We start from the raw sequence: 18,339 nt of genomic DNA on the forward strand, positions 1-18,339 counted from the left end.
TCGTAAAGGTATATAGCTGCTGCGAGGCAGGCGACGCCGCCCAGCACCACCGCAAGGTTTCGCCGTCCGAAGACTTGCCACGCGCTCATTGGCCCCAGATGATCACAACGAGCGTCCGCTTTCCACCCATTGCGGACGTTCAGATGCTATTCTCCTCGCCCTGGTCCCCACGGAGGAGCTCTCGCCGGAGCTCCAGCAACATAACCTGCGGCTGGAGCCGGAGCAGCGCCAAGGTGAGCCCGCCAGATGCGGTCCCGAGAAGCAGGCCGCCGCTCACGAGCACCGGTCCCACGGCCTCGCGCTGCGCAGGGGTGGGGTTTCCGGTGATGCGGAACACCCACACCGCCCATGGCACGATCACCACGAGCAACGCGACCGTGAACGCCAACGCAGCAAGGAGCGCCCCTCGCAGCCGGCGGACATGCCGAAGCTACACCTCGACCAGCCCCCGCCCTTGTTCGAGCGCCTGCGCGCTCGCCGCTTCCGCTCCGTTCACCGGAGGTGCTCCAGCTTAAGCCCGTCCACCTTCACCTTGCGCCATTCCCGGTCGGCGGTGATGGCCGGCACGCCGAGCGTGATCGCCAGGGCCATGCAGGAGCGATCGCCCAGCCCGCGGCCGAACTCTTTGGTATGCTCATGCAGCGCTGCGGCCGCAAAGGCGGCGTCTGCATCATGAGTGTGCACGTCCAGCCTTAGCTCGGCCAGGAGTTCGCGGATGACGGGCTGCTCGAGACCGCTCAGCATGAGTTCCTTCACGACCTCCTGGAGGTTCACCGCCGAGATCGCCGCTCGCCCGACATGCGGGGCCACCTTGTCGCCGCCCGGCTCGTCGCGAACCAGCGCCAGCACGGCGGACGCGTCCAGCACCGCCGATGTCACGCCTTCTCCCCCGCGCCCTCTGACGCATCGGTTGCGTCACCCACATCGCGAGCCGCTTCCTCTCGCCTGTCATCAAGGAACTGCTCGGTGGTGCGCTCAACCTTGGCATGCTGACGAAAGAGCGCCCGCGCGCGAGCGACCCCATGCCCGATGGGCGTCAGCCTGACCTCGTCGTTCTCTAGCGTCAGGATGACCTTGGCCTCGCCCTGAAGACCCATCGCCTTCCGGACCGACTGGGGCAGGATCATACGGCCATTCTCGGCCACCCTGATGTCCATCGTAATCGTCATGTAGACCAACTCTCGCGTGGTAAGTGGTACAAAAGCCGGCAGTGACATTTGCGGCGATGTGTCGCAAGTAGCTTAGCTGGCACTTGGTCGGGCAGAGCCGTTGAATAGACGTCATTTAGGGTATACCCAAGCGGGACGGGTACCCGGAGCTGCTACTCACGTCCGATTAGGATTGCTCGCGACATTGTCGGACGCTAGCTGTCCTGCGTTTAGATCCACACGGGACAGTTAGGGATCAACATGGCCGTATATGGCTACGCGCGCGTGTCCGCGACCGATCAGGACTACTCGATCCAGGAGCAAGCACTCCGCGCGGCCGGCTGTCAGGTGATCCGGTCGGAGAAGCGCACCGGCACCAAGCTCGAGGGTAGGGCCGAGCTCGACCTGTTGCTCCAATTCCTGCGTGAGGGCGACACGCTGGTCGTGACCCGCGTGGACCGGCTCGCGCGCTCGCTGCGCGATCTCCAGAACATCGTGCACGAGCTGAAGGGCAGGGGAGTGGCGCTGAAGGCGACCGAGCAGCCGATCGACACGAGCACGGCGGCTGGCAAGGCGTTTCTCGACATGCTGGGCGTGTTCGCCGAGTTCGAGACGAACCTGCGCCGCGAGCGGCAGATGGAGGGCATAGCCGCCGCTCGCGCGCGGGACGTGTACAAGGGTCGGCCGCCCACGATCGACGCTGCCGAGATTAGGCGGTTGCACACGCAAGAGAAGCTCGGGCCGGCGGCTATCGCGCGCAAGCTCGGCATCTCGAGGTCATCGGTATACCGCGTCGTGCCCGAAATCGTGAGCGGGGCTAAGTAGAGCCGGGTTTTAGCGCCAGGCTCGCTTGAGCCGCTGCACCTCCTTGTTGACCCATCATAGCAGGACTAGCGACGTCCGGCGGGGAAGCTCGCACGTCGAGCGTCGAAGGAGATCGATGATCTTCTCCAACTGCGGCTCGACCGCATCTCGCGCGGCGTGGCGCTCGCCCGGTGCGACGCAGCAATCTGGTGCGCGACCGGCATCGGGCGCGTGCCGCGGGGTGACCACGGAAAACCAAAACAGATCTGACGTAGACGTCGGTGTTGCATCACAGCGGCGCGGACCTGCGCATTCCGGGCTGCTGTAACTCGCCGCTTGCATCGGTTTTTTAGATCAGATGGCTATGGAAGAAGTCAGGCAGGAGGCACGTCGGTCGGCAGCGGTTCTGTGACAGCCGACTCGGTTGATGGCGCATCCGGCACCTCAGCTCGCGATATGAGGACGACGTGCCACCCACTCGACTCTGTCAATAGAGAAAGAAATCCTGCAAGCCGTTGGACTGATCTGGCGTTTCTTCTAGAACGCGCGACAGGCGGAACAACGATGGGGGAATTCGTGCATTACCGATCAATGGACGATCTGAACCGCACGATCCAGGGCTATGTCGGCTTGCTGCCGCGCGAAGTCGACCTTGTTGTCGGTATCCCGCGAAGCGGCCTGCTCGCAGCCAATCTGATCAGCCTCGCGCTGAACCTACCGCTTGCTGACCTGGACGGGTACCTGGAAGGTCGGATTCTGTCATCGGGCAAAACGCGTCGTAAGGAGAGTTTTGACTGGCCCGCGCACGCGTTCAAATGCGTCCTTATCGTGGACGACAGCACCCGCACCGGCGCAGCGATGCGGGAAGCGCGTTCGAAAATCGCGGCGGCCGGCCTGTTGGACCGCTGTTTGTTTGTCACGGTATACGGGCCGGAGAAGGACGTAGTTGAGCTGGACATCGTTATGGAGCGGGTACCGGAGCCGCGAGTGTTTCAGTGGAACATCATGAACCACGTTATCTTAGAGCGTTGCTGCTTCGACATCGACGGCGTGCTCTGCTTAGATCCAACAGCTGACGAGAACGACGACGGGTCGAAGTATGCAGCCTTTCTAAGCTCGGCACGCCCGCTATTCCTGCCGGGGCGCAGGGTCGCGCACTTGGTGACTAGCCGTTTGGAACGCTACCGTCCCGAGACCGAAGCCTGGTTGGCCGCTAACGAAATCTCTTACGGTAAGTTGTGGATGCTCAACGCTCCCACAGCCGAAGAGCGCCGTCGCCTGAACGCCCACGGCGCGTTCAAGGCAGAAGTTTACCGGCACGTCGACGCGCAGCTTTTCGTCGAAAGTGAGGATCGGCAGGCGGTCGAAATCGCGCGGCTGTCCGGCAAGCCGGTGCTCAGCATCGAGACGCAGAGCTTAGTGTTGCCCGAGACGCACTTGAATCACAGCGAGCGTATGCGCCGCCGAGCAATACGGCTGCGGGAACAGTCGTCGAGCGAGCGGCGCGGGTGGCGGCGTTCACTGAAGCGGGCTATACGGCGATTGCTAGGCGACAACATAGCAAACAAGCTTCGTCGGACGAGATGGAGAGCAAAGGTTTCGTCGTAACGCGAAACCGCTAACGCGACCGATTCCGTTCCACCGATTGAGGACTCCCGCTCTTCAACTGAGGCGATTTGTGACGGACTTGAGCGGTTCAGTCATCCTATGCGCGCCAGTTTGCGTGCTATACCCCGTATGCGCGCATCCAAGGAGAGGGGTCGTGGCCATAATCCCAGCTCGGTTTAATTTAACACCTCGAGTGCCGACAGTTCCGTTGAAGCGGTAGTAACGACACGGTGAGTCACGCTGACGCGGCTCGCGCAATGAGAATCAAAACTGGCAGGCTGAGCGTGTAAGCTATTTCGCATTCTATTCTTTGGCGACTCGATCACGCGCGGCGTGATCGGCAGCTCCACCGATACGGAGAGCGGCGGCTACCGGACGTACATGCAGGAGCGTTTAGGCGCCCTGGACGTCGCGGTGGATATGGTGGGCTCGCTGCGCGACAGGCCGGACCGCATCGACCTCGACCATGAGGGCCGGCGCGGCTGGACGGTCAACCAGCTGAATGGCATCGACGCGCAGACGATCAGGACGCATTGGCCCGACGCCGTCCTGCTAATGGCAGTCACCTACGACAGCGCCAGGGACAGTTCGACGACTATATTCGCCGACCTGCGCGCTGATCATCAGCATTACGGACGCCGCTCGGGACATCGCCCTGTGCGTCGCCTCCGTGCCGACGGTCCGCGTCGGGCAGCAGCCGGCGACTCGGGCGGCGCGTGTCGACGATTACGTTGGTAAAATGTTGCGCTGATTGCCGAGCTGGCAGCGGCGGGGCGCACCGTCCACTTTGTCGACATGCGCTGGTGAACGACCGCCGACAGCTCCGCGCCGCCGACGGACAACGGGTTGCACCCGAACGCGCAAGGCTAATTCGAAATTGAAGATTACTGGCTCGACGCGCTAGAGCGCGATCTGGGGCTTGGTGAGGGCGTGATCGAGGCCGATCAGGACCGGTTCGACGGCATCGAGATCCTGATCGGCTCTGCGTTCGACGACGTGCTCACGGGCGATGCCGGCGCGAACCGGTTGGCGGGCCGCGGCGGAAACGACATGAGCGATGTTGAGCGCGTGGACGCCCACGCCGGGCTCGGGATCGGACGCGATCATCAGCCTCTCCGCTAAGACCGGGACGGTGCTGCGGTTCGCCATCTCGGTGCCGTGCTCACGCACCACGCTTATCGAGCCGTCCCGGCGCACCACCGCGGCCGCGTCGCGACCGGCCGTGGCGGATGCGAATACTTCCTGCTCCTTGATCAGCCTTCGGCGCTTCGGGCACCGCCACGCGAAAAAGATCGCCTCCTATGCGAGGACGGCCGAGGCGAGGTACGTCGTCAGCCAGACGAGCGCGAACACCCGCGACCGGTGCACTCCAGTTCGGTAGCACCTCTCCGAGAGTTGTCATCCACCGGCCAAGTCTACGACGAGGCTCACGCCGAGGCTCGCCAGCCATGATCCTGCCAAACTTGCGCGCGGACACGCCGTCGCACTTCCGTACGGCTACTTGAGCGTCGCTGAGCTTGGCCTGGGCAGTCGCGAAATCCCGCTCCGCCGCGGCGGGTCCGCCTGTTTCATGATGGACTGGAGCTCGGCGTTCCTCAGCGACTTCCGGACATCGTTCTCGAAGTCAGTTATCACGTTCCCTCGTGCGATGCCCCGTTTCACGCAAGGCTATCCTGCAAAGAGGACGGGCGTCGAACCGGACGCGGCCGGGCAAAACCGCCATGTCCCGCTCGCCCCTGCCGCTGGCTTCCGAAGCTGAAGTTCCGGTCGGAACTTCTCCGGAGCCTATAAGCTAGATCCGCACGAGCACGGCTAGCAAGTTGCCGTCCACCGGCTGCTCGCTCACGTCCGTGCGGCCCTCACCATTCATGTCTGACCGCTGTGCTTAGCGGGAGTCGGGCGTCCGCTTGGAGGAATTGGAATGCTTGGACCGACAACGTGGAGCCATGTCTGTCGGCGCAGGACTCGCCGGGGGCGGGTCGGCGGGTGGCACGAAGCCATTTGCCAGGCGAGGATCGACAGTTTCGGCCGGCACCCACATCGTCGAGCACTCGCTCGGATCGACTTAGCAGATCACCCGCGTACCCTGAGCTAGCGACGGTGGTGGCGTGTTCCCTTCACCTGCTCCAGCTTCCGCGGCGATCTAGCGCGCACCCTTCCGACACCCCGTCCCGAATTGACGCGGCCTTTTCGCGCGCCGGCCGCATCGGGTCATTGAACTGTCACCCGCCCGACCTAATCGCTGGCCGATCAAGAGCCGGGGCGTTGTCGCCACCCGGCCTACAGGGAGCAGCGTGAACCATGCCGACCAGCGTCTTCGTGAACGAGTTCCATTACGACAACGCCGGCACCGACGCCGGCGAGTTCATCGAGATCGCGGGTCCGGCGGGCACCAGCCTCGCCGGCTGGTCCGTCGTCTTCTACAACGGCAGCAACGCGCCGACCGCGGCGGTACCCTATCGCACGCTCGCGCTGTCGGGCGTGATCGACGACGAGGGCGGCAGCGGCTTCGGCGCGCTGTCCTTCGCGCTGCCGGTCGACGGCCTCCAGAACGGCGCCAATGACGGCTTCGCGCTGGTGAACGCGGCGAACGAGGTCGTGCAGTTCCTGTCCTATGAGGGCGTGATCACGGCGGCGGCCGGCGCGGCGGGCGGGCCCGCCGCCGGCCTCACCAGCACGGACGTCGGCGTTGGCGAATCGAACGGCACGCCCGCCGGCTTCTCGCTGCGCCTCGCGGGCGCGGGCACGACCTATGAAGGCTTCACCTGGCAGGCGCCGGCCGACGACACGCCGGGCGAGGTGAACCAGGGCCAGACGTTCGGCGCCGCGCCGCAGCCCGGCCGGCTCTCGATCGCCGACGCGTCAGTCGTCGAGGGCGACGCCGGCGAGACCGACCTCGTCTTCACCGTGTCGCGCACGGGCGGCACCGCGGGCGCGGTGTCGGCGACTTATACGATCGGCTTTCCCGCGGGCGGCGCGGACGCGGGCGATCTGGCGGCGGGCCAGCCGCTCACCGGGATCGTCAGCTTCGCCGACGGCGTCGACGAGGCGACGGTGACCGTGCGCGTCGCCGGCGACACCGCCGTCGAGGCGGACGAGGCGTTCACCGTCACCCTGAGCGCGCCGGAGGGCGGCGCGACGCTGGACGACGCGGCCGCGACCGGCACGATCACCAACGACGACAGCGCGGCCGCGGGCGGCACGGCGTTCATAAATGAACTGCTTTATGATCCTGCTGGGGCTGACAGCAACGAGGCGGTAGAGATTGCGGGCACGGCCGGGCTCGACCTGACCGGCTGGAAGCTGGTGCTCTACAACGGCAATGGCGGCGGCGACTATCAGACGATTAATTTGTCGGGCACGATCGACGACGAAGACAACGGCTTCGGCGCACTATCCTTCCCGACGCCCGGCATCCAGAACGGCGCGCCGGACGGCCTCGCGCTGGTCAACGCGTCGAACAACGTCGTCCAATTTCTCTCTTATGAAGGTGTCTTCGCCGCGACGAGCGGCCCTGCCCAGGGCCTGACGAGCGAGGACATCGGCGTCGCACAGACCGGCTCGGAGCCGAACACGCATTCGCTGCAGCTGAAGGGCGCCGGATCGGAGGAGGGCGATTTCACCTGGACCGCCGCCAGCGCGTCCAGCTTCGGCTCGATCAACGCGGGGCAAGACTTCGCCGCGCCTAACCCGAACGGCTCGTTCCGGGTAGGCGACGCGAACGTCATGGAGGGGAATGGCGGCACGTCGACGATCGAGTTCACCGTCCGGCGCGCCGGCGGCACGGATGGCACGGCGACCGTCGGCTATTCGGTCGCGTTCGGCTCCGGTTCCGGCCGGGCGGACGCGGCGGACCTGTCGGGACCGACGGGCGGCACGCTGACCTTCGCGGACGGCGAGGACGAGCGGACGATCGCCATCCAGGTCGTCGGCGACACGGCGAGCGAGCCGGACGAGACCTTCACCGTCCAGCTCGCGGACGCGACGGGTGGCGCGGACATCGCCGACGCGACCGCTACCGGCACGATCGTCAGCGACGACATCGCGACGCTCCGCATCCACGAGATCCAGGGCGCGGGGCACCGTTCGGCCTATGAAGGCCAGGCGGTGGTCACCTCCGGCGTCGTCACCCAGGTGGTCGGCAACGGCTTCTACATCCAGGAGCCGAACCCGGACGCGTCGCGCGCTACGTCCGAGGGCATCTTCGTCTTCACCCGCACTGCGCCCGGCGCGGCGGCGACGGTGGGCAACCTCGTCCGCGTCACGGGCGAGGTGGGCGAGTTCCGGCCCGGCGCCGACCCGCTGAACCTCACGGTCACGCAGATCGCGCCGAGCGCCGCGCTGGAAGTGGTGAGCACCGGCAACGCGCTGCCCGGCGCCGCGCTGATCGGCCCTGACGGCCTCGCGCCGCCGACCACGATCATCGAGGACGACGGCTTCTCGAGCTTCAATCCCGCGACCGACGGCGTCGACTTCTACGAGAGTCTGGAGGGCATGCGCGTCACCGTGCAGGACCCGGTCGTGATCCAGCCCACCAACGGCTTCGGCGAGATCTGGACGCTCGCCAGCCGCGACGGCGCGGACCTGCTCGGCACCAACCTGTCGGCGGACGGCCTGCCCGTCGTGCGCGGCGGCGAGGGCGGCCTGGGCGTGGTGAACCAGCTCGCCGGCTCCGACTTCAATCCGGAGCGCATCCAGATCGACGGGTTGTCCGGCGACCTGGCGGACGTGGCGACGGGCACGGTGCTGGCCGACGTCACGGGCATCCTCTCCTACAGCTTCGGCAATTACGAAGTGCTGACCGCGTCCGTGACCGTGGCGAAGACGGCCGCGCCGACGCAGGAGACGACCGCGCTCGCGGGCGCGGACGACGCGCTGCTGCTGGCGAGCTACAACGTGCTCAACCTCGACCCGAACGACGGCGACGGCGACGCGGACGTGGCGAGCGGCCGCTTCGACGCGATCGCGTTCGACATCGCGACCAACCTCAACTTGCCGGACGTCATCGTGCTCCAGGAGGTGCAGGACGACGACGGTTCCGTGAACTCGGACGTCGTTTCGGCGAACGGCACGCTGTCCCTGCTCTCCGACCGGATCTTCGCTGCGAGCGGGATCCGCTACAGCTTCCAGGACAACCCATTCATCACCGACGACCGGAGCGGCGGCGAGCCGGGCGGCAACATCCGCGTGGCGTTCCTCTATCGGCAGGACCGGGTCGACCTGGACGAGGCGTCGGTCGCGACCCTGGTCGACCCGGCGGCCCAGGCGAACGATCCCGCCAACCCCTTCTACGCCGCGCGGCCGCCGCTGGTCGGCGATTTCCTGTTCAACGGCGAGCGGGTGACGGTGGTCGGCAACCACTTCACCTCCAAGGGCGGATCGAGCCCGCTCTACGGTTCGGTCCAGCCGTCCGTCGCGGGCGGCGAGGTCCGGCGCGCGCAGCAGGCGGACGTGGTGAACGACTATGTGGAGGCGCGGCTCGCCGCCGACGCCGGCGCGCGGATCGTCGTCGCGGGCGACCTGAACGAGTTCCAGTTCGAGGAGCCGCTCGGCGTGCTCACCGGCGTGCTCGAGCTCGACGGCGCGACCCTGTCGTCCGGCGGCGCGGCGGAGCTCCGGAACCTGACCGAGCTCCTGCCGGAAAATGAGCGCTACAGCTACGTGTTCGAGGGCAACGCGCAGCAGCTCGACCATGTCCTGGTCACGAACGCGCTGTCGTCGGGCGCGGCGGTGGACGTCGTCCACATCAACCGCGACGGCTTCGCGGCGGACCACGACCCCGTCGTCGCGCGCCTGGTGATCCCCGCCGCAAACCCGGGCTGCCCCGTGCTGGACCGCGAGGGCACGGTGGACGGCTCCGCGGCGGCGAACGAGGTGCTGACGGGGTTCGCCGCCGCCAACACCTTCTTCTTCGACGTGGAGGCGGCGAGCGGCCGCGACCGGATCACGAACTTCGGGCGGAACGACGTGCTGGCGACCAGCCGGGCGCTGTTCGACGGCAACCGCGACGGCGTCGTCACTTTCGGCCGCGACAACCGGCTGGGGCTGGACGGCCAAAACGGCGGCGACACCGTGGCGCTGCCGGGCGTCGGGTCGCTCCGCTTCCTGGGCGAGGCGTGCGACGGCGTGTTCGTCTACGCGGACGCCCGGGTGCGGCCGAGCGGTGCGTTCGAGGGGACGCTGGGCGACGACGTGCTCGCCGGTGCGGCGAACGGCGCGCGCGTGGAGGACTTCTTCTACGACACGGCGCTCGGGATCGACCTGGGCGACGACCGGATCGAGCGGTTCGACGCGAACGACCGGCTCGTCACCACCGTCGCCCTGTTCGACGAGGACGGCGACGGCGTAATCGAGTTCGGAACGGACGGACGCTTCGATTTGTCGGACGGGTCGGGCGATCTGGGCAGCGTCGCGATCTTCGGCGCGGCGGGCGAACAGGTCCGGACCCTGCGGTTCGACGGCACGGTCGCCGCGAACGGCGTCACCTATCACCGCTACAGCTTGGTCGACGATCCCACGTTCGGCGGCTGAGCCGGCATGGCGGGGCCGGTCGGGGCCGACGGATCAGACGAATCCGAGGTTCCAGCCCGACCGGTCCCAGTTGCCCAGATTGGGCAGCACGGTCGTCAGGTCGCCGTCGGCGACGCCGAACCACGACGCCAGCGTCGCGGCGTACTGGTCCACCGACGTCGAGGGCAGGAGCCGGCCCGCGCCGACGTCGTCGGAGGTGTTGCTGCCGATCTGGGGCGCGCGGCCGTAAAAGCGGCGGCCCTTGACCGCGCCGCCCATCACCCAGTGCATCGCGCCCCAGCCATGGTCGGAGCCGTCGCCGTTCGAGCTCAAGGTACGGCCGAAGTCGGACGCGGTGAAGGTCGTGACCTTGTCCGCCACGCCCAGCGACATGGTGGTGTCGTAAAAGGCGCGCATCGCGGCGGCGACGCGGGCGAGCTGCGCCGGATGCTTGGTCAACAAGCTGTCGTGGTGGTCCCAGCCGCCCAACGAGACGAAGAAAACCTGCCGCTTGACGCCGAGATCGGCCGAGGCGGAGATCAGCCGCGCGACGAGCTTGAGCTGGTCGGCCAGGGTCTCCCCCGCGGGGAAGAGCGGGAAGTTGTCCGCCGGCGCCCCCGCGAGCGCGCCGTTGACGCGGCCATAGGTGTCGAGCGCGCGCCTCACGGTAGCCGAATAGTCGTCGGCGAACAGCGTCTGGCCGCCTTCCGTCATCAGCTGGCGCAGCGTTTGAGCGGCGGTGGCAGAGCCGTACAGCGTCCGGCTCTCGCGGAGCAGCGACACGGGGCCAGCGCCGCCAATCGTGTAGGGGATCGCCTGGCGGCCCGACACGTACACCGCGTTGCCGCTGGCGTTGATGCAGGTCAGCGCCGCCGCGCCGTTGCCGGCATAGACCATGTCGCCGATGCGGCCGCCCCAGCCGGTCTCCGCGCCTTCGGGGTTCGACGCCTGAAAGAAGCTCTGCTGGTCGTTGTGGCTGAACAGCTTGGGCGGGATCGGCGCGGACCTGGCGACGTACTGCGCCTTGGTGAGCGGCTGCTCTAGCGTGCCGACGTTCAGCACTATCGCCATCTTCCCCCCGTCGAACAGCGGCAGCAGGGGACTGAGCGCGGGCGCGAGCGCGTACTCCCGGCCGTCAGGCAGCGCCTGGTCGGGCCGGAGCGCCGTAGCGGCTAAAGCGTCGCGCCCCAGCGCGAGCGTGGGACGGTATCTCTGGTACAGCGCGTGGCCCGCCGCGTCATAGGGCGGCAGCGTGTTGGCGTAGTCGTTGCCGCCGTAGAGGAAGACGCACACCAGCGCTTTGTAGTCGGTGGCGGTCGCCGCCGCGGCCTCGCCGATCCAGCCCAGGCTACCGACGAACGGGGCCGCCGTGCCCGCGAGCGCGAGCTGGGCGCCCCGGGTCAGAAAGGCGCGGCGGGAGAGCTGCTGATCGATGTGCATGGGGGTTTACCTGAGGACGAGGGCGTCGGGGGTGGCTAGTGTTAACATGATCGAGACGCCGACGCGGTTGATCGGCCCGTCCGACTTGGCGAGCCCGATGCCCTCGACCACCTGCTCGATGCGCGACACGGTGGCGGGCGGCAGCTGGCCGGCGGTGAGCAGGAGGTTGACCTCCGCCACCAACGCCTTGGCGTCCGTCGCCTTAGCCAGGATCGCCGAATAGTCGGCCGATAGGTCGCCCGCGCCCGAGGACACGGCGGTGTACATGAAGTTCATAAAGGCGAGCACCGTCTGCTCGTTGACCGCCTGGAACTCGGGCGCGGTCAGCTTGGCAGCGCTGAGGCTGGTGTTGGGCGGCGTGTAGCCCGGACGGAACCACCCGAAGACCGACGGCGCGTGCCCCACGCCGTGGCCGAGCTTGTTGTGCGGCGCCGAGGTGTTGCCGATGTTCCAACGGTCGCCGTTGGAGCGGGCTTGGAAGGCGCGCGCCCAACCGGTGAAGCGGTGCACTGGGTCGCGCAGTCGGCCCGCCGCCCGGTTCGCCAGCGCTTGCGCGCCGCGCACCTCCGGGTCGAGCAGGATCGCGCGCGCTACCGCGGCCAGATCGCCGCGCACGCCCTTGCCGTTGTCGGCGAACACGCGGGCGACCCGCTCGATGTAATGCGGCGACGGATTGCTGGTCGTGAGCCGCTTGATCAGGTTGCCGGCGATGAAGGGCGGCACGTTGGGGTGGTGGAACAAGGCGTCGAGCGCCGCGGCGATTGCGGTGGCGCCCGGACCGCTGACAGTGGTCCCTAAAAAGGTCGACGGCCCCGCCTCGTGCAGCCCTTCGTCCATCACGAGCGGCTCGCGCAGCCGGTGGGGCGCGGCGACGCCCGGCGCCTGCACCATGCCCGTCATCACCCGCGCGAGCTGCGACACGTCCTCGGAGGTGTAGGTCTCGATCGGCTGGCCGCCGCCGAGCTTGGGCGTGCCGTCCATGTTGAGCTGGTGGAGCCCGATCGTGAAGAGCTGCATCAGCTCGCGCGCGTAGTTCTCGTCGGGCATCGCGCCCGTCTTGGGATTGGCTTTCCGGTTGCCGAGATAGGTGAGGAAGGACCCCATGGCGACGTTGCCGGTGACGGCGCCCAGCAACGTGCGGTAGTTGCCCAGCGCGTTGTCGAGGAGCACGTCGGCGTAGGCACCCATGGCCAGCCCGCGCCACTGCACGCCCAAGCCCTCCATGCCGACGACGAGGAAGTCGAGCAGCGCGACCCCCATCCGCTGCCGCAGCTGGTCGGGGCCGGCGATGAGCTGGCGCCAGCAGGTGTTATCCCACCCCCAGTTGGTCTGCCGGTAGAATTCGGCGGCGTAGTTCGCCCCGATCAGCCAATCCCAGTGGCTGCCAAGCCGGGGCGTGGTGAGCTGTTCGTCGATCCAGCCCTCGAAGCCGAGCGCCACGACGCGGTCGATCTCGGCCCGTGTCGCGCCCATCGTCGCCTGGAGGAGGAAGCGGGCGGCCTCCGTTTCGGTGACGGGCGCGCGGACGACGTTCACCGGCTCCGACGGTTGGGAGGGAGTGGGGGTCGGGGTGGGCGAGGGCGTCGGGCTCGGCGAAGGCGATGGCGTTGGTGTGGGAGTGGGCGACGGAGTAGGCGACGGCGTGGGGGTCGGAGTGGGCGTCGGGCTCGGCAGCGGCGCGGGCGTGGGGGGCGCCACGGGGGCGGGCGTCGCGACCGGCGTCGGCGCCGGGACAACGGTGACGGGCGCGCTCGCGGCGGCGCTCCCTGCCTCGCCGCCCGAGTCGCCGCACGCCGCGAGTAGCAGCCCCGCTGCGGCGGCGGACATGCCGGCCGGCGGCGCGCCCGTTCCGTTCTCGGCGGGCAGTTCTTCGCGCGCCGCGCCGGCGTGCTGGGTCATCGGAAGCAAACCTCAAGGCGGCGGCCGCACCTGTCGCGGCGCCTTCACGCTCGCTTCTGCCGGGAACATGGTTAAGGACTTGTTTCGCTGACCGTCTCTCCGGCGATGGCCCGGCCGGGAACGGGGCGATCGGGACTGGAGGCGGACGTGGCGAAGCAATCGATCGGGGCGTTGGCCGGATGGAAGCGGTCGGAGGTGGAGCACGGCGTCGTGCTCGCGCTGCAGCTCGTCCGGTCGGCCGACGCCTATCGCGAACGGGATTTCGACGTGGTGGAGGTCACGATGAACGACCGCCAGCTCCGCTCGCTGGCGCGCGACCTCATCCGCGCGGCGCACGCGCGGGGGCTGGACCTGCATGCGCGGCCGGCCTGGTGGCGCTTCTGGCGGCGCCGGCGCCGGCGCTGACGTTCGGGGCCGGGCGGGATGGCCCGGCCCCGAAGCGCTGAGGCGTCAGCCGACGCGCAGGTCGGCCAAGCCGACGTCGGACCCGAGCGCGCTGTAGACGTAGTAAGTGACGCCGTTGCGCACCACGCTGCCGTCGAACTCGAGCTGCGACAAGCCGGACGCGCCGTCGGAGAGCGCCACCGTGCCGCCGTTACCAGACAGATCGAGCACGCCGCCCGAGAACGAGATGATCCCGTCGCCGTTGCCGTCGGCGATGGCGGTGGTGGTGACCAGCAGGTCGCGCGAGGTGAAGCGCACCGTGTCGTTACCCGTGGTCGGCGCCGCGTTGCCCGTGTCGAAGAAGAACACGTCGGTCGTCGAGGCGCTCGTCGACCCATTCATGGTGTCGTCGCCCACCGTTCCTTCGCTGACGCGCTGCCCGGTCCCGGCTACCGGCCGCGCCCCGCGCTCGGCATAGAAGAATAGCCCGTCCGCGGAGCCCAGGTAACGCAGGCCCCGCGACCCGGCCAGCAGCACCGAATCGCCGTCGGTGTCGAGCGCGAGCGCCCGGTTCGAGGAGAAGGTGATGATGCCGTCGCCGTTACCGTCGCTGATTGCCTTGGTGGTGGCGAGCGCGTCCGACCGGCTCCAGTCTGCGATGCGGTCCGCCCCCGACGTGCCGGCAGTCCGGAGCTCGAACAGGTCGGCTCCACCCTTGCCGCTGAGCACGTTCGCGACCGAGTTGCCGATGATGCGGTCGTTGCCGCCGCCGCCCACCGCGTTCTCAATCGTGGCACCATATGCGATCGAGATGTTGTCCTTGAACAGCGGACTCTCGATGTCATAGGTCGCCTTCAGCGCCTGATAGGCGTCGAACACCGCTTGGGTGCGCGGCGCGAGGCCGGCCGCCGCGCGGTTGGCGTTGATCTGCTCCAGCGTCAGGAACTGCTCGATGCCGCCGCCGGACGAGAAGGCGCCGGGATTGAGGTCGATCGTCGACGGCGTGTTCCAGCCGGAGAAGTCGATCGTGTCGGTGCCGCCCGCGTCCCAGATGGACACGATCGGCCGCGCGTTCTTGCTGAAGTCGTACTCGGCGCGGTTGGCGGTCGAGTTGAAGCCGTACACGGTGTTGCCGGTCCGGGTGGTCGTGTCCGCGCCGTAGATCGCCTGAATCGCGGCGATGTCGTGGACGAGCGGCGTCGCGGCGTAGGCGAAGTTCAAGAGCGACCAGTCGATGTGCTGCGCGCCCGTCTCGTACGCATCGAAGTAGCTCATGATGCTGTATTGCGCCGAGTCCTGCGCATAGGATGCGTCGTTGCGGTAGGTGATGGGATCGGGCTCGCCGTCGCCGTCGTCATCGTCGAGCGCGTCGTAATCGCCCGGATGGCTTAGCCCGAGCGAGTGGCCGAGCTCGTGGACCATGGTGGTCTTGGCGTAGTAGCTGTCGGCGAGCGGCGTGAAGTTGGACGACACGAACCCGTCGATCCATACGTCGCCCGACAGCTTGCCGACCTGCCACGGGCCGTAGAGCTCGGAGTAGGTCTCGTCCAGGATGTCGCCGAACGGGAGGTAGGCGTAGGCCTGCGCGCCGCCCGTGTCCGTATTGGCGAAGGTGATGTCCGCGTTGGCCGCGCCGTCCGTCCGCTCCGTGATCGAGATGCCGATCAGGTCGTCCCACAGCGCGATGCTCTGGCGCGCGACGGCGCGCTGGCCGTTGGTGAAGGTGGAGAAAGTATTGATGTTGACTTCGGAGAAGCCGACGGTGCCGTCCTCGTTCAGGTAGTAGCTGTTCGCCAGCTCGCGGAAGCTGTTCCAGAAGGCGAAGGTCAGGTTGGTGTCGCTCCCGCCCAACGCGCCGTAATTGTTGGTGTACCAGTCCCAGCCCGTGCGGTTCAGGTTCTCGGACACGGTGCCGACGTCCCAGATCGGCTTGCCGCGATACGCGCCGCCCGCCTGCGGGTCGAGCGACTGCGCGTCGACGGTTTCGCCGCGGTCGCCCGGCCAGTCGCGCTCGGCGGGACCGATGATGGAGGTCATACCACTCATAACTTCTCCCCTTTGGTGATCGGCAATATGTCGAAGCCGCGGCGCGCGCGCCACGGCAGGACCTGGTCCAGGGCGCGCGCGACCGCCGCGGCGCAGGCCCTGCGTCCGGCGGGCGCACACCACGCGAAGCGGCGCGGCAGCAGCTCGCCCTGGCTCTCGTCGAAAGCGGCGGCGCGGCGCGCCGAGAGCGTCAGCGCCCGCTCCGGCCCGTCGGCGGCGAGGGCGACCGACAGGATCACCGTTCCCGTGAGCTCCCGCCCGCCGGCGCCCGTCGGCCAGGCGGCCACCGCCATCGGCGCGCCGCGGCGCACCTCGCGCACGAGATCGGCGCAGGGGACGAGCTCGGAGGGGAGCGCGCACTCGATCGCGAGCGTCTCCACCCCGCGCCAGAACGGCGCGGGCAACTGCGCCGGGACGCCGACGGCCAGGGCCAGGGCGTGCACCGACGGCACGATCGTTGCCGCAGGATCAACCATCTAGGATGTTGGAATCACCCGCTTCCGCGGCTTTGTCAAACACTGTCTGGATTCGGCGCGACGGTTGTCCTGCATGGGGCGCAAAGCATTGTGGCTGAACAACATAGTCGTAACTGTCCCGAAACGGTATCGGCTATAGTAAACAAAGCGTGTACGGAAATTGATCGAGGATAGCACCGTCCGCTAAATTCCCCCGAGTCGTTTGGGACGGGGAAAGAAATGGGCGAGCTGAAAATCTCTTTCGGAATAAGCGGGACCGAAGAAGCCTGGTACATCGCGAGGGGTTCGACGCCGGGATTCGCGGCGATCGACGTGTCACGACTCCCCGGACCCAAGCCGGAATTCACCGGACCCGTGCAAGTCTTCACCGCGTTCGAGCGCGAGACTTGGTCGGGCAAGATCTTCGCCAACCAAGTCGCCGCACGGACCGATGCGTCGGGCACGGACACGTTCGATTACCTCTTCACCTGGAATAAGGTGAAGAACGTCCAGCTGCTGTCCGACACCGCGCAGTCGGTCGTCCTGGACGGCTTCGTCCATGTCGACGCGCAGATCGGCGTGGACGACGTCGCGGCCACGTCGCTGATGCTGGTCGGCGCCAAGCGCGCCAACGTGATCACCGGGCTGGGCGACGACAAGGTCGACATCCAGATGGTGTCCGACGTCAATTCGAGCTGGGTGGACGATTTCCGGGTCGCGACCGGCGCGGGCGACGACCTCGTCAAGCTGTCCGGGCTCGATGTCCAGGCGCAGCTCGCGGCGGGCGACCGGACCTATTTGGAGGCGGTCAACAAGCCCGGCCTGCTGCTCACCAACTCGGGCGTGGGCGGCAATGCCTATGTGGACCTCGGCGCGGGCGACGACCGGTTGTTCGGCTACGAGAGCAACGAGTGGGTGATCGCGGGCACGGACGACGGCGCGGTCGAGCAGGTGCTGGCGACGGCGCCGCCCAAGGGCTTCGGCTACGCCGTGGGCGGCTCGACCGCCAAGGGCGGCTGCGCGAGCGTGCTCTACAAGATCGACCTGGCCACCGGCGCCGCGACCGCGGTAGGCGAGGTGAAGCTGCAGATCGGCTGGCTGCCCATCACCGGGCTGGAGATCGAGTCGCTCAGCCTCAATCCCAAGGACGGCCAGCTCTACGGCTTCGCGAGCAAGTTCGGCATCCTCGACGCGTTGGTGAAGATCGACCCGCTGACCGCCAAGACGACCTACATCAAGCTCAACTGCAACAACCTCCACGCCGAGCTGCAGGACATGGCGTTCGACGCGGCGGGGAACCTGTACCTGGCCGTGAACGGCGACTTCCTGCAGGTCGACACCAAGACCGGCGCGATCAAGACGCTGGGGAACGACACGCTGGACTGCAAGATCGGCGCGCTCGCGATCGACGCGTCGGGGCGCGTGTTCGGCCTGGCGGAGCTCGGCGTCAAAGGCACGATCGTCTATGAGATCGACCGCGCGACGGGCAAGACGATCGCCGCGCACAAGATCGCCGGCCTCGACAAGAACTCGGCGATCGAGGGCATGTCGTTCGACAGCGCGGGCACGCTCTGGGCGGTCGACCGCGTCACGGGCGCGACGTACAAGATCGACCTCGCCGCCAAGAAGGCCGTGCTCGCCGCGACGACGCTGAGCGACAAGCAGCAGTTCGGCGACGGGTTCGAGGCGCTGGCGATCGACGGCGCAGTCGTGAAGACGCTGGTCGACCTGAACGCGCTGGGCGGCGACGTCGTCACCACCGGCCTGGGGTCCGACCGGCTCTATTATGCGGCGGGCGACGGGGTCGACACGATCACCGACTTCGACGTGGCGAACGATACGCTGCACATCGCGGGCTACGCCGCCGACCGGGTCAGGATCGACGTGTTCAACGGCGACACGTTCATCCGCTTCACCGACTCGAGCCCGGACGGCTTCGTCGACGACGCGATGATCCAGCTCTCGGGCGTCGCCAACTTCGCGCTGTCGATGCTCAAATTCGAGGACACGCCCTGGTGACTGACGCCGCAGCGTGACCGCGGCGC

At 67.7% G+C, this 18,339-nt stretch carries 14 protein-coding genes; 7 read left to right on the forward strand and 7 right to left on the reverse strand.

Annotated features, from left to right (window positions below):
- Positions 1–139: 139 nt before the first annotated feature.
- The 3 genes from CKY28_RS17670 to CKY28_RS17680 all read right to left on the reverse strand — a co-directional run bounded on the left by CKY28_RS17670 (position 140) and on the right by CKY28_RS17680 (position 1,169).
- Positions 140–388 carry a hypothetical protein gene (locus tag CKY28_RS17670; RefSeq protein WP_095999724.1) on the reverse strand — a complete coding sequence of 83 codons (249 nt, stop codon included), beginning with the start codon at positions 386–388 and terminating at the stop codon, positions 140–142.
- Between the two features lie 104 nt (positions 389–492).
- A complete protein-coding gene (locus CKY28_RS17675; RefSeq protein WP_095999725.1) occupies positions 493–879 on the reverse strand; it encodes a type II toxin-antitoxin system VapC family toxin in 387 nt (128 codons plus the stop codon).
- A complete protein-coding gene (locus CKY28_RS17680) occupies positions 876–1,169 on the reverse strand; it encodes an AbrB/MazE/SpoVT family DNA-binding domain-containing protein (RefSeq protein WP_095999767.1) in 294 nt (97 codons plus the stop codon). The genes CKY28_RS17675 and CKY28_RS17680 overlap by 4 nt, the downstream gene beginning before the upstream one ends.
- Before the next feature lie 240 nt (positions 1,170–1,409).
- Between CKY28_RS17680 and CKY28_RS19185 the strand changes: the two genes are divergently transcribed.
- The 5 genes from CKY28_RS19185 to CKY28_RS17705 all read left to right on the forward strand — a co-directional run bounded on the left by CKY28_RS19185 (position 1,410) and on the right by CKY28_RS17705 (position 10,091).
- Positions 1,410–1,973 carry a recombinase family protein gene (locus tag CKY28_RS19185; RefSeq protein ID WP_095999726.1) on the forward strand — a complete coding sequence of 188 codons (564 nt, stop codon included), beginning with the start codon at positions 1,410–1,412 and terminating at the stop codon, positions 1,971–1,973.
- A gap of 570 nt (positions 1,974–2,543) precedes the next feature.
- On the forward strand, positions 2,544–3,560 hold the full coding sequence (locus tag CKY28_RS17690) for a phosphoribosyltransferase family protein (protein ID WP_217989615.1): 1,017 nt from the start codon (positions 2,544–2,546) through the stop codon (positions 3,558–3,560).
- Positions 3,561–3,893: 333 nt separating this feature from the next.
- Positions 3,894–4,298: a hypothetical protein gene (locus CKY28_RS17695; RefSeq protein ID WP_095999728.1), complete on the forward strand. Its 405-nt coding sequence runs from the start codon at positions 3,894–3,896 to the stop codon at positions 4,296–4,298.
- A gap of 258 nt (positions 4,299–4,556) precedes the next feature.
- Positions 4,557–4,682: a hypothetical protein gene (locus CKY28_RS19400; protein ID WP_425442551.1), complete on the forward strand. Its 126-nt coding sequence runs from the start codon at positions 4,557–4,559 to the stop codon at positions 4,680–4,682.
- Positions 4,683–5,861: 1,179 nt separating this feature from the next.
- Positions 5,862–10,091, forward strand: a complete 4,230-nt coding sequence (locus CKY28_RS17705; protein WP_095999730.1) for a Calx-beta domain-containing protein — start codon at positions 5,862–5,864, stop codon at positions 10,089–10,091.
- A gap of 33 nt (positions 10,092–10,124) precedes the next feature.
- Here CKY28_RS17705 and CKY28_RS17710 read toward each other — a convergent pair whose 3' ends face one another.
- Positions 10,125–11,510: a DUF1501 domain-containing protein gene (locus CKY28_RS17710; protein ID WP_095999731.1), complete on the reverse strand. Its 1,386-nt coding sequence runs from the start codon at positions 11,508–11,510 to the stop codon at positions 10,125–10,127.
- A 6-nt stretch (positions 11,511–11,516) separates the two neighbouring features.
- A complete protein-coding gene (locus CKY28_RS17715; RefSeq protein WP_217989616.1) occupies positions 11,517–13,409 on the reverse strand; it encodes a DUF1800 domain-containing protein in 1,893 nt (630 codons plus the stop codon).
- A 147-nt stretch (positions 13,410–13,556) separates the two neighbouring features.
- Between CKY28_RS17715 and CKY28_RS17725 the strand changes: the two genes are divergently transcribed.
- Positions 13,557–13,814: a hypothetical protein gene (locus CKY28_RS17725; protein ID WP_095999732.1), complete on the forward strand. Its 258-nt coding sequence runs from the start codon at positions 13,557–13,559 to the stop codon at positions 13,812–13,814.
- Positions 13,815–13,859: 45 nt separating this feature from the next.
- Here the strand turns inward: CKY28_RS17725 and CKY28_RS18430 are convergent, their stop codons facing one another.
- Positions 13,860–15,830, reverse strand: a complete 1,971-nt coding sequence (locus CKY28_RS18430; RefSeq protein ID WP_176473183.1) for a M10 family metallopeptidase — start codon at positions 15,828–15,830, stop codon at positions 13,860–13,862.
- A gap of 5 nt (positions 15,831–15,835) precedes the next feature.
- Complete coding sequence (locus CKY28_RS17735; protein WP_095999733.1) at positions 15,836–16,282, reverse strand: hypothetical protein; 447 nt, start codon at positions 16,280–16,282, stop codon at positions 15,836–15,838.
- A gap of 387 nt (positions 16,283–16,669) precedes the next feature.
- Here CKY28_RS17735 and CKY28_RS17740 point away from each other — a divergent pair, with 387 nt between their 5' ends.
- Positions 16,670–18,313, forward strand: a complete 1,644-nt coding sequence (locus tag CKY28_RS17740) for an NHL repeat-containing protein (protein ID WP_141243996.1) — start codon at positions 16,670–16,672, stop codon at positions 18,311–18,313.
- Positions 18,314–18,339 lie beyond the last annotated feature (26 nt).

Origin of the sequence: Sphingomonas lenta (assembly GCF_002288825.1) — a bacterium.
Classification (GTDB): Bacteria; Pseudomonadota; Alphaproteobacteria; order Sphingomonadales; family Sphingomonadaceae; genus Sphingomonas; species Sphingomonas lenta.

Bases quoted from the DNA above. Each gene is read 5' to 3' on its own strand.
- CKY28_RS17705 (WP_095999730.1), top strand. From the start codon at position 5,862: ATGCCGACCAGCGTCTTCGTGAACGAGTTCCATTACGACAACGCCGGC.
- CKY28_RS17680 (WP_095999767.1), bottom strand. From the start codon at position 1,169: ATGACGATTACGATGGACATCAGGGTGGCCGAGAATGGCCGTATGATC.
- CKY28_RS18430 (WP_176473183.1), bottom strand. From the start codon at position 15,830: ATGACCTCCATCATCGGTCCCGCCGAGCGCGACTGGCCGGGCGACCGC.
- CKY28_RS17715 (WP_217989616.1), bottom strand. From the start codon at position 13,409: ATGACCCAGCACGCCGGCGCGGCGCGCGAAGAACTGCCCGCCGAGAAC.
- CKY28_RS17690 (WP_217989615.1), top strand. From the start codon at position 2,544: ATGGACGATCTGAACCGCACGATCCAGGGCTATGTCGGCTTGCTGCCG.
- CKY28_RS17710 (WP_095999731.1), bottom strand. From the start codon at position 11,510: ATGCACATCGATCAGCAGCTCTCCCGCCGCGCCTTTCTGACCCGGGGC.
- CKY28_RS19185 (WP_095999726.1), top strand. From the start codon at position 1,410: ATGGCCGTATATGGCTACGCGCGCGTGTCCGCGACCGATCAGGACTAC.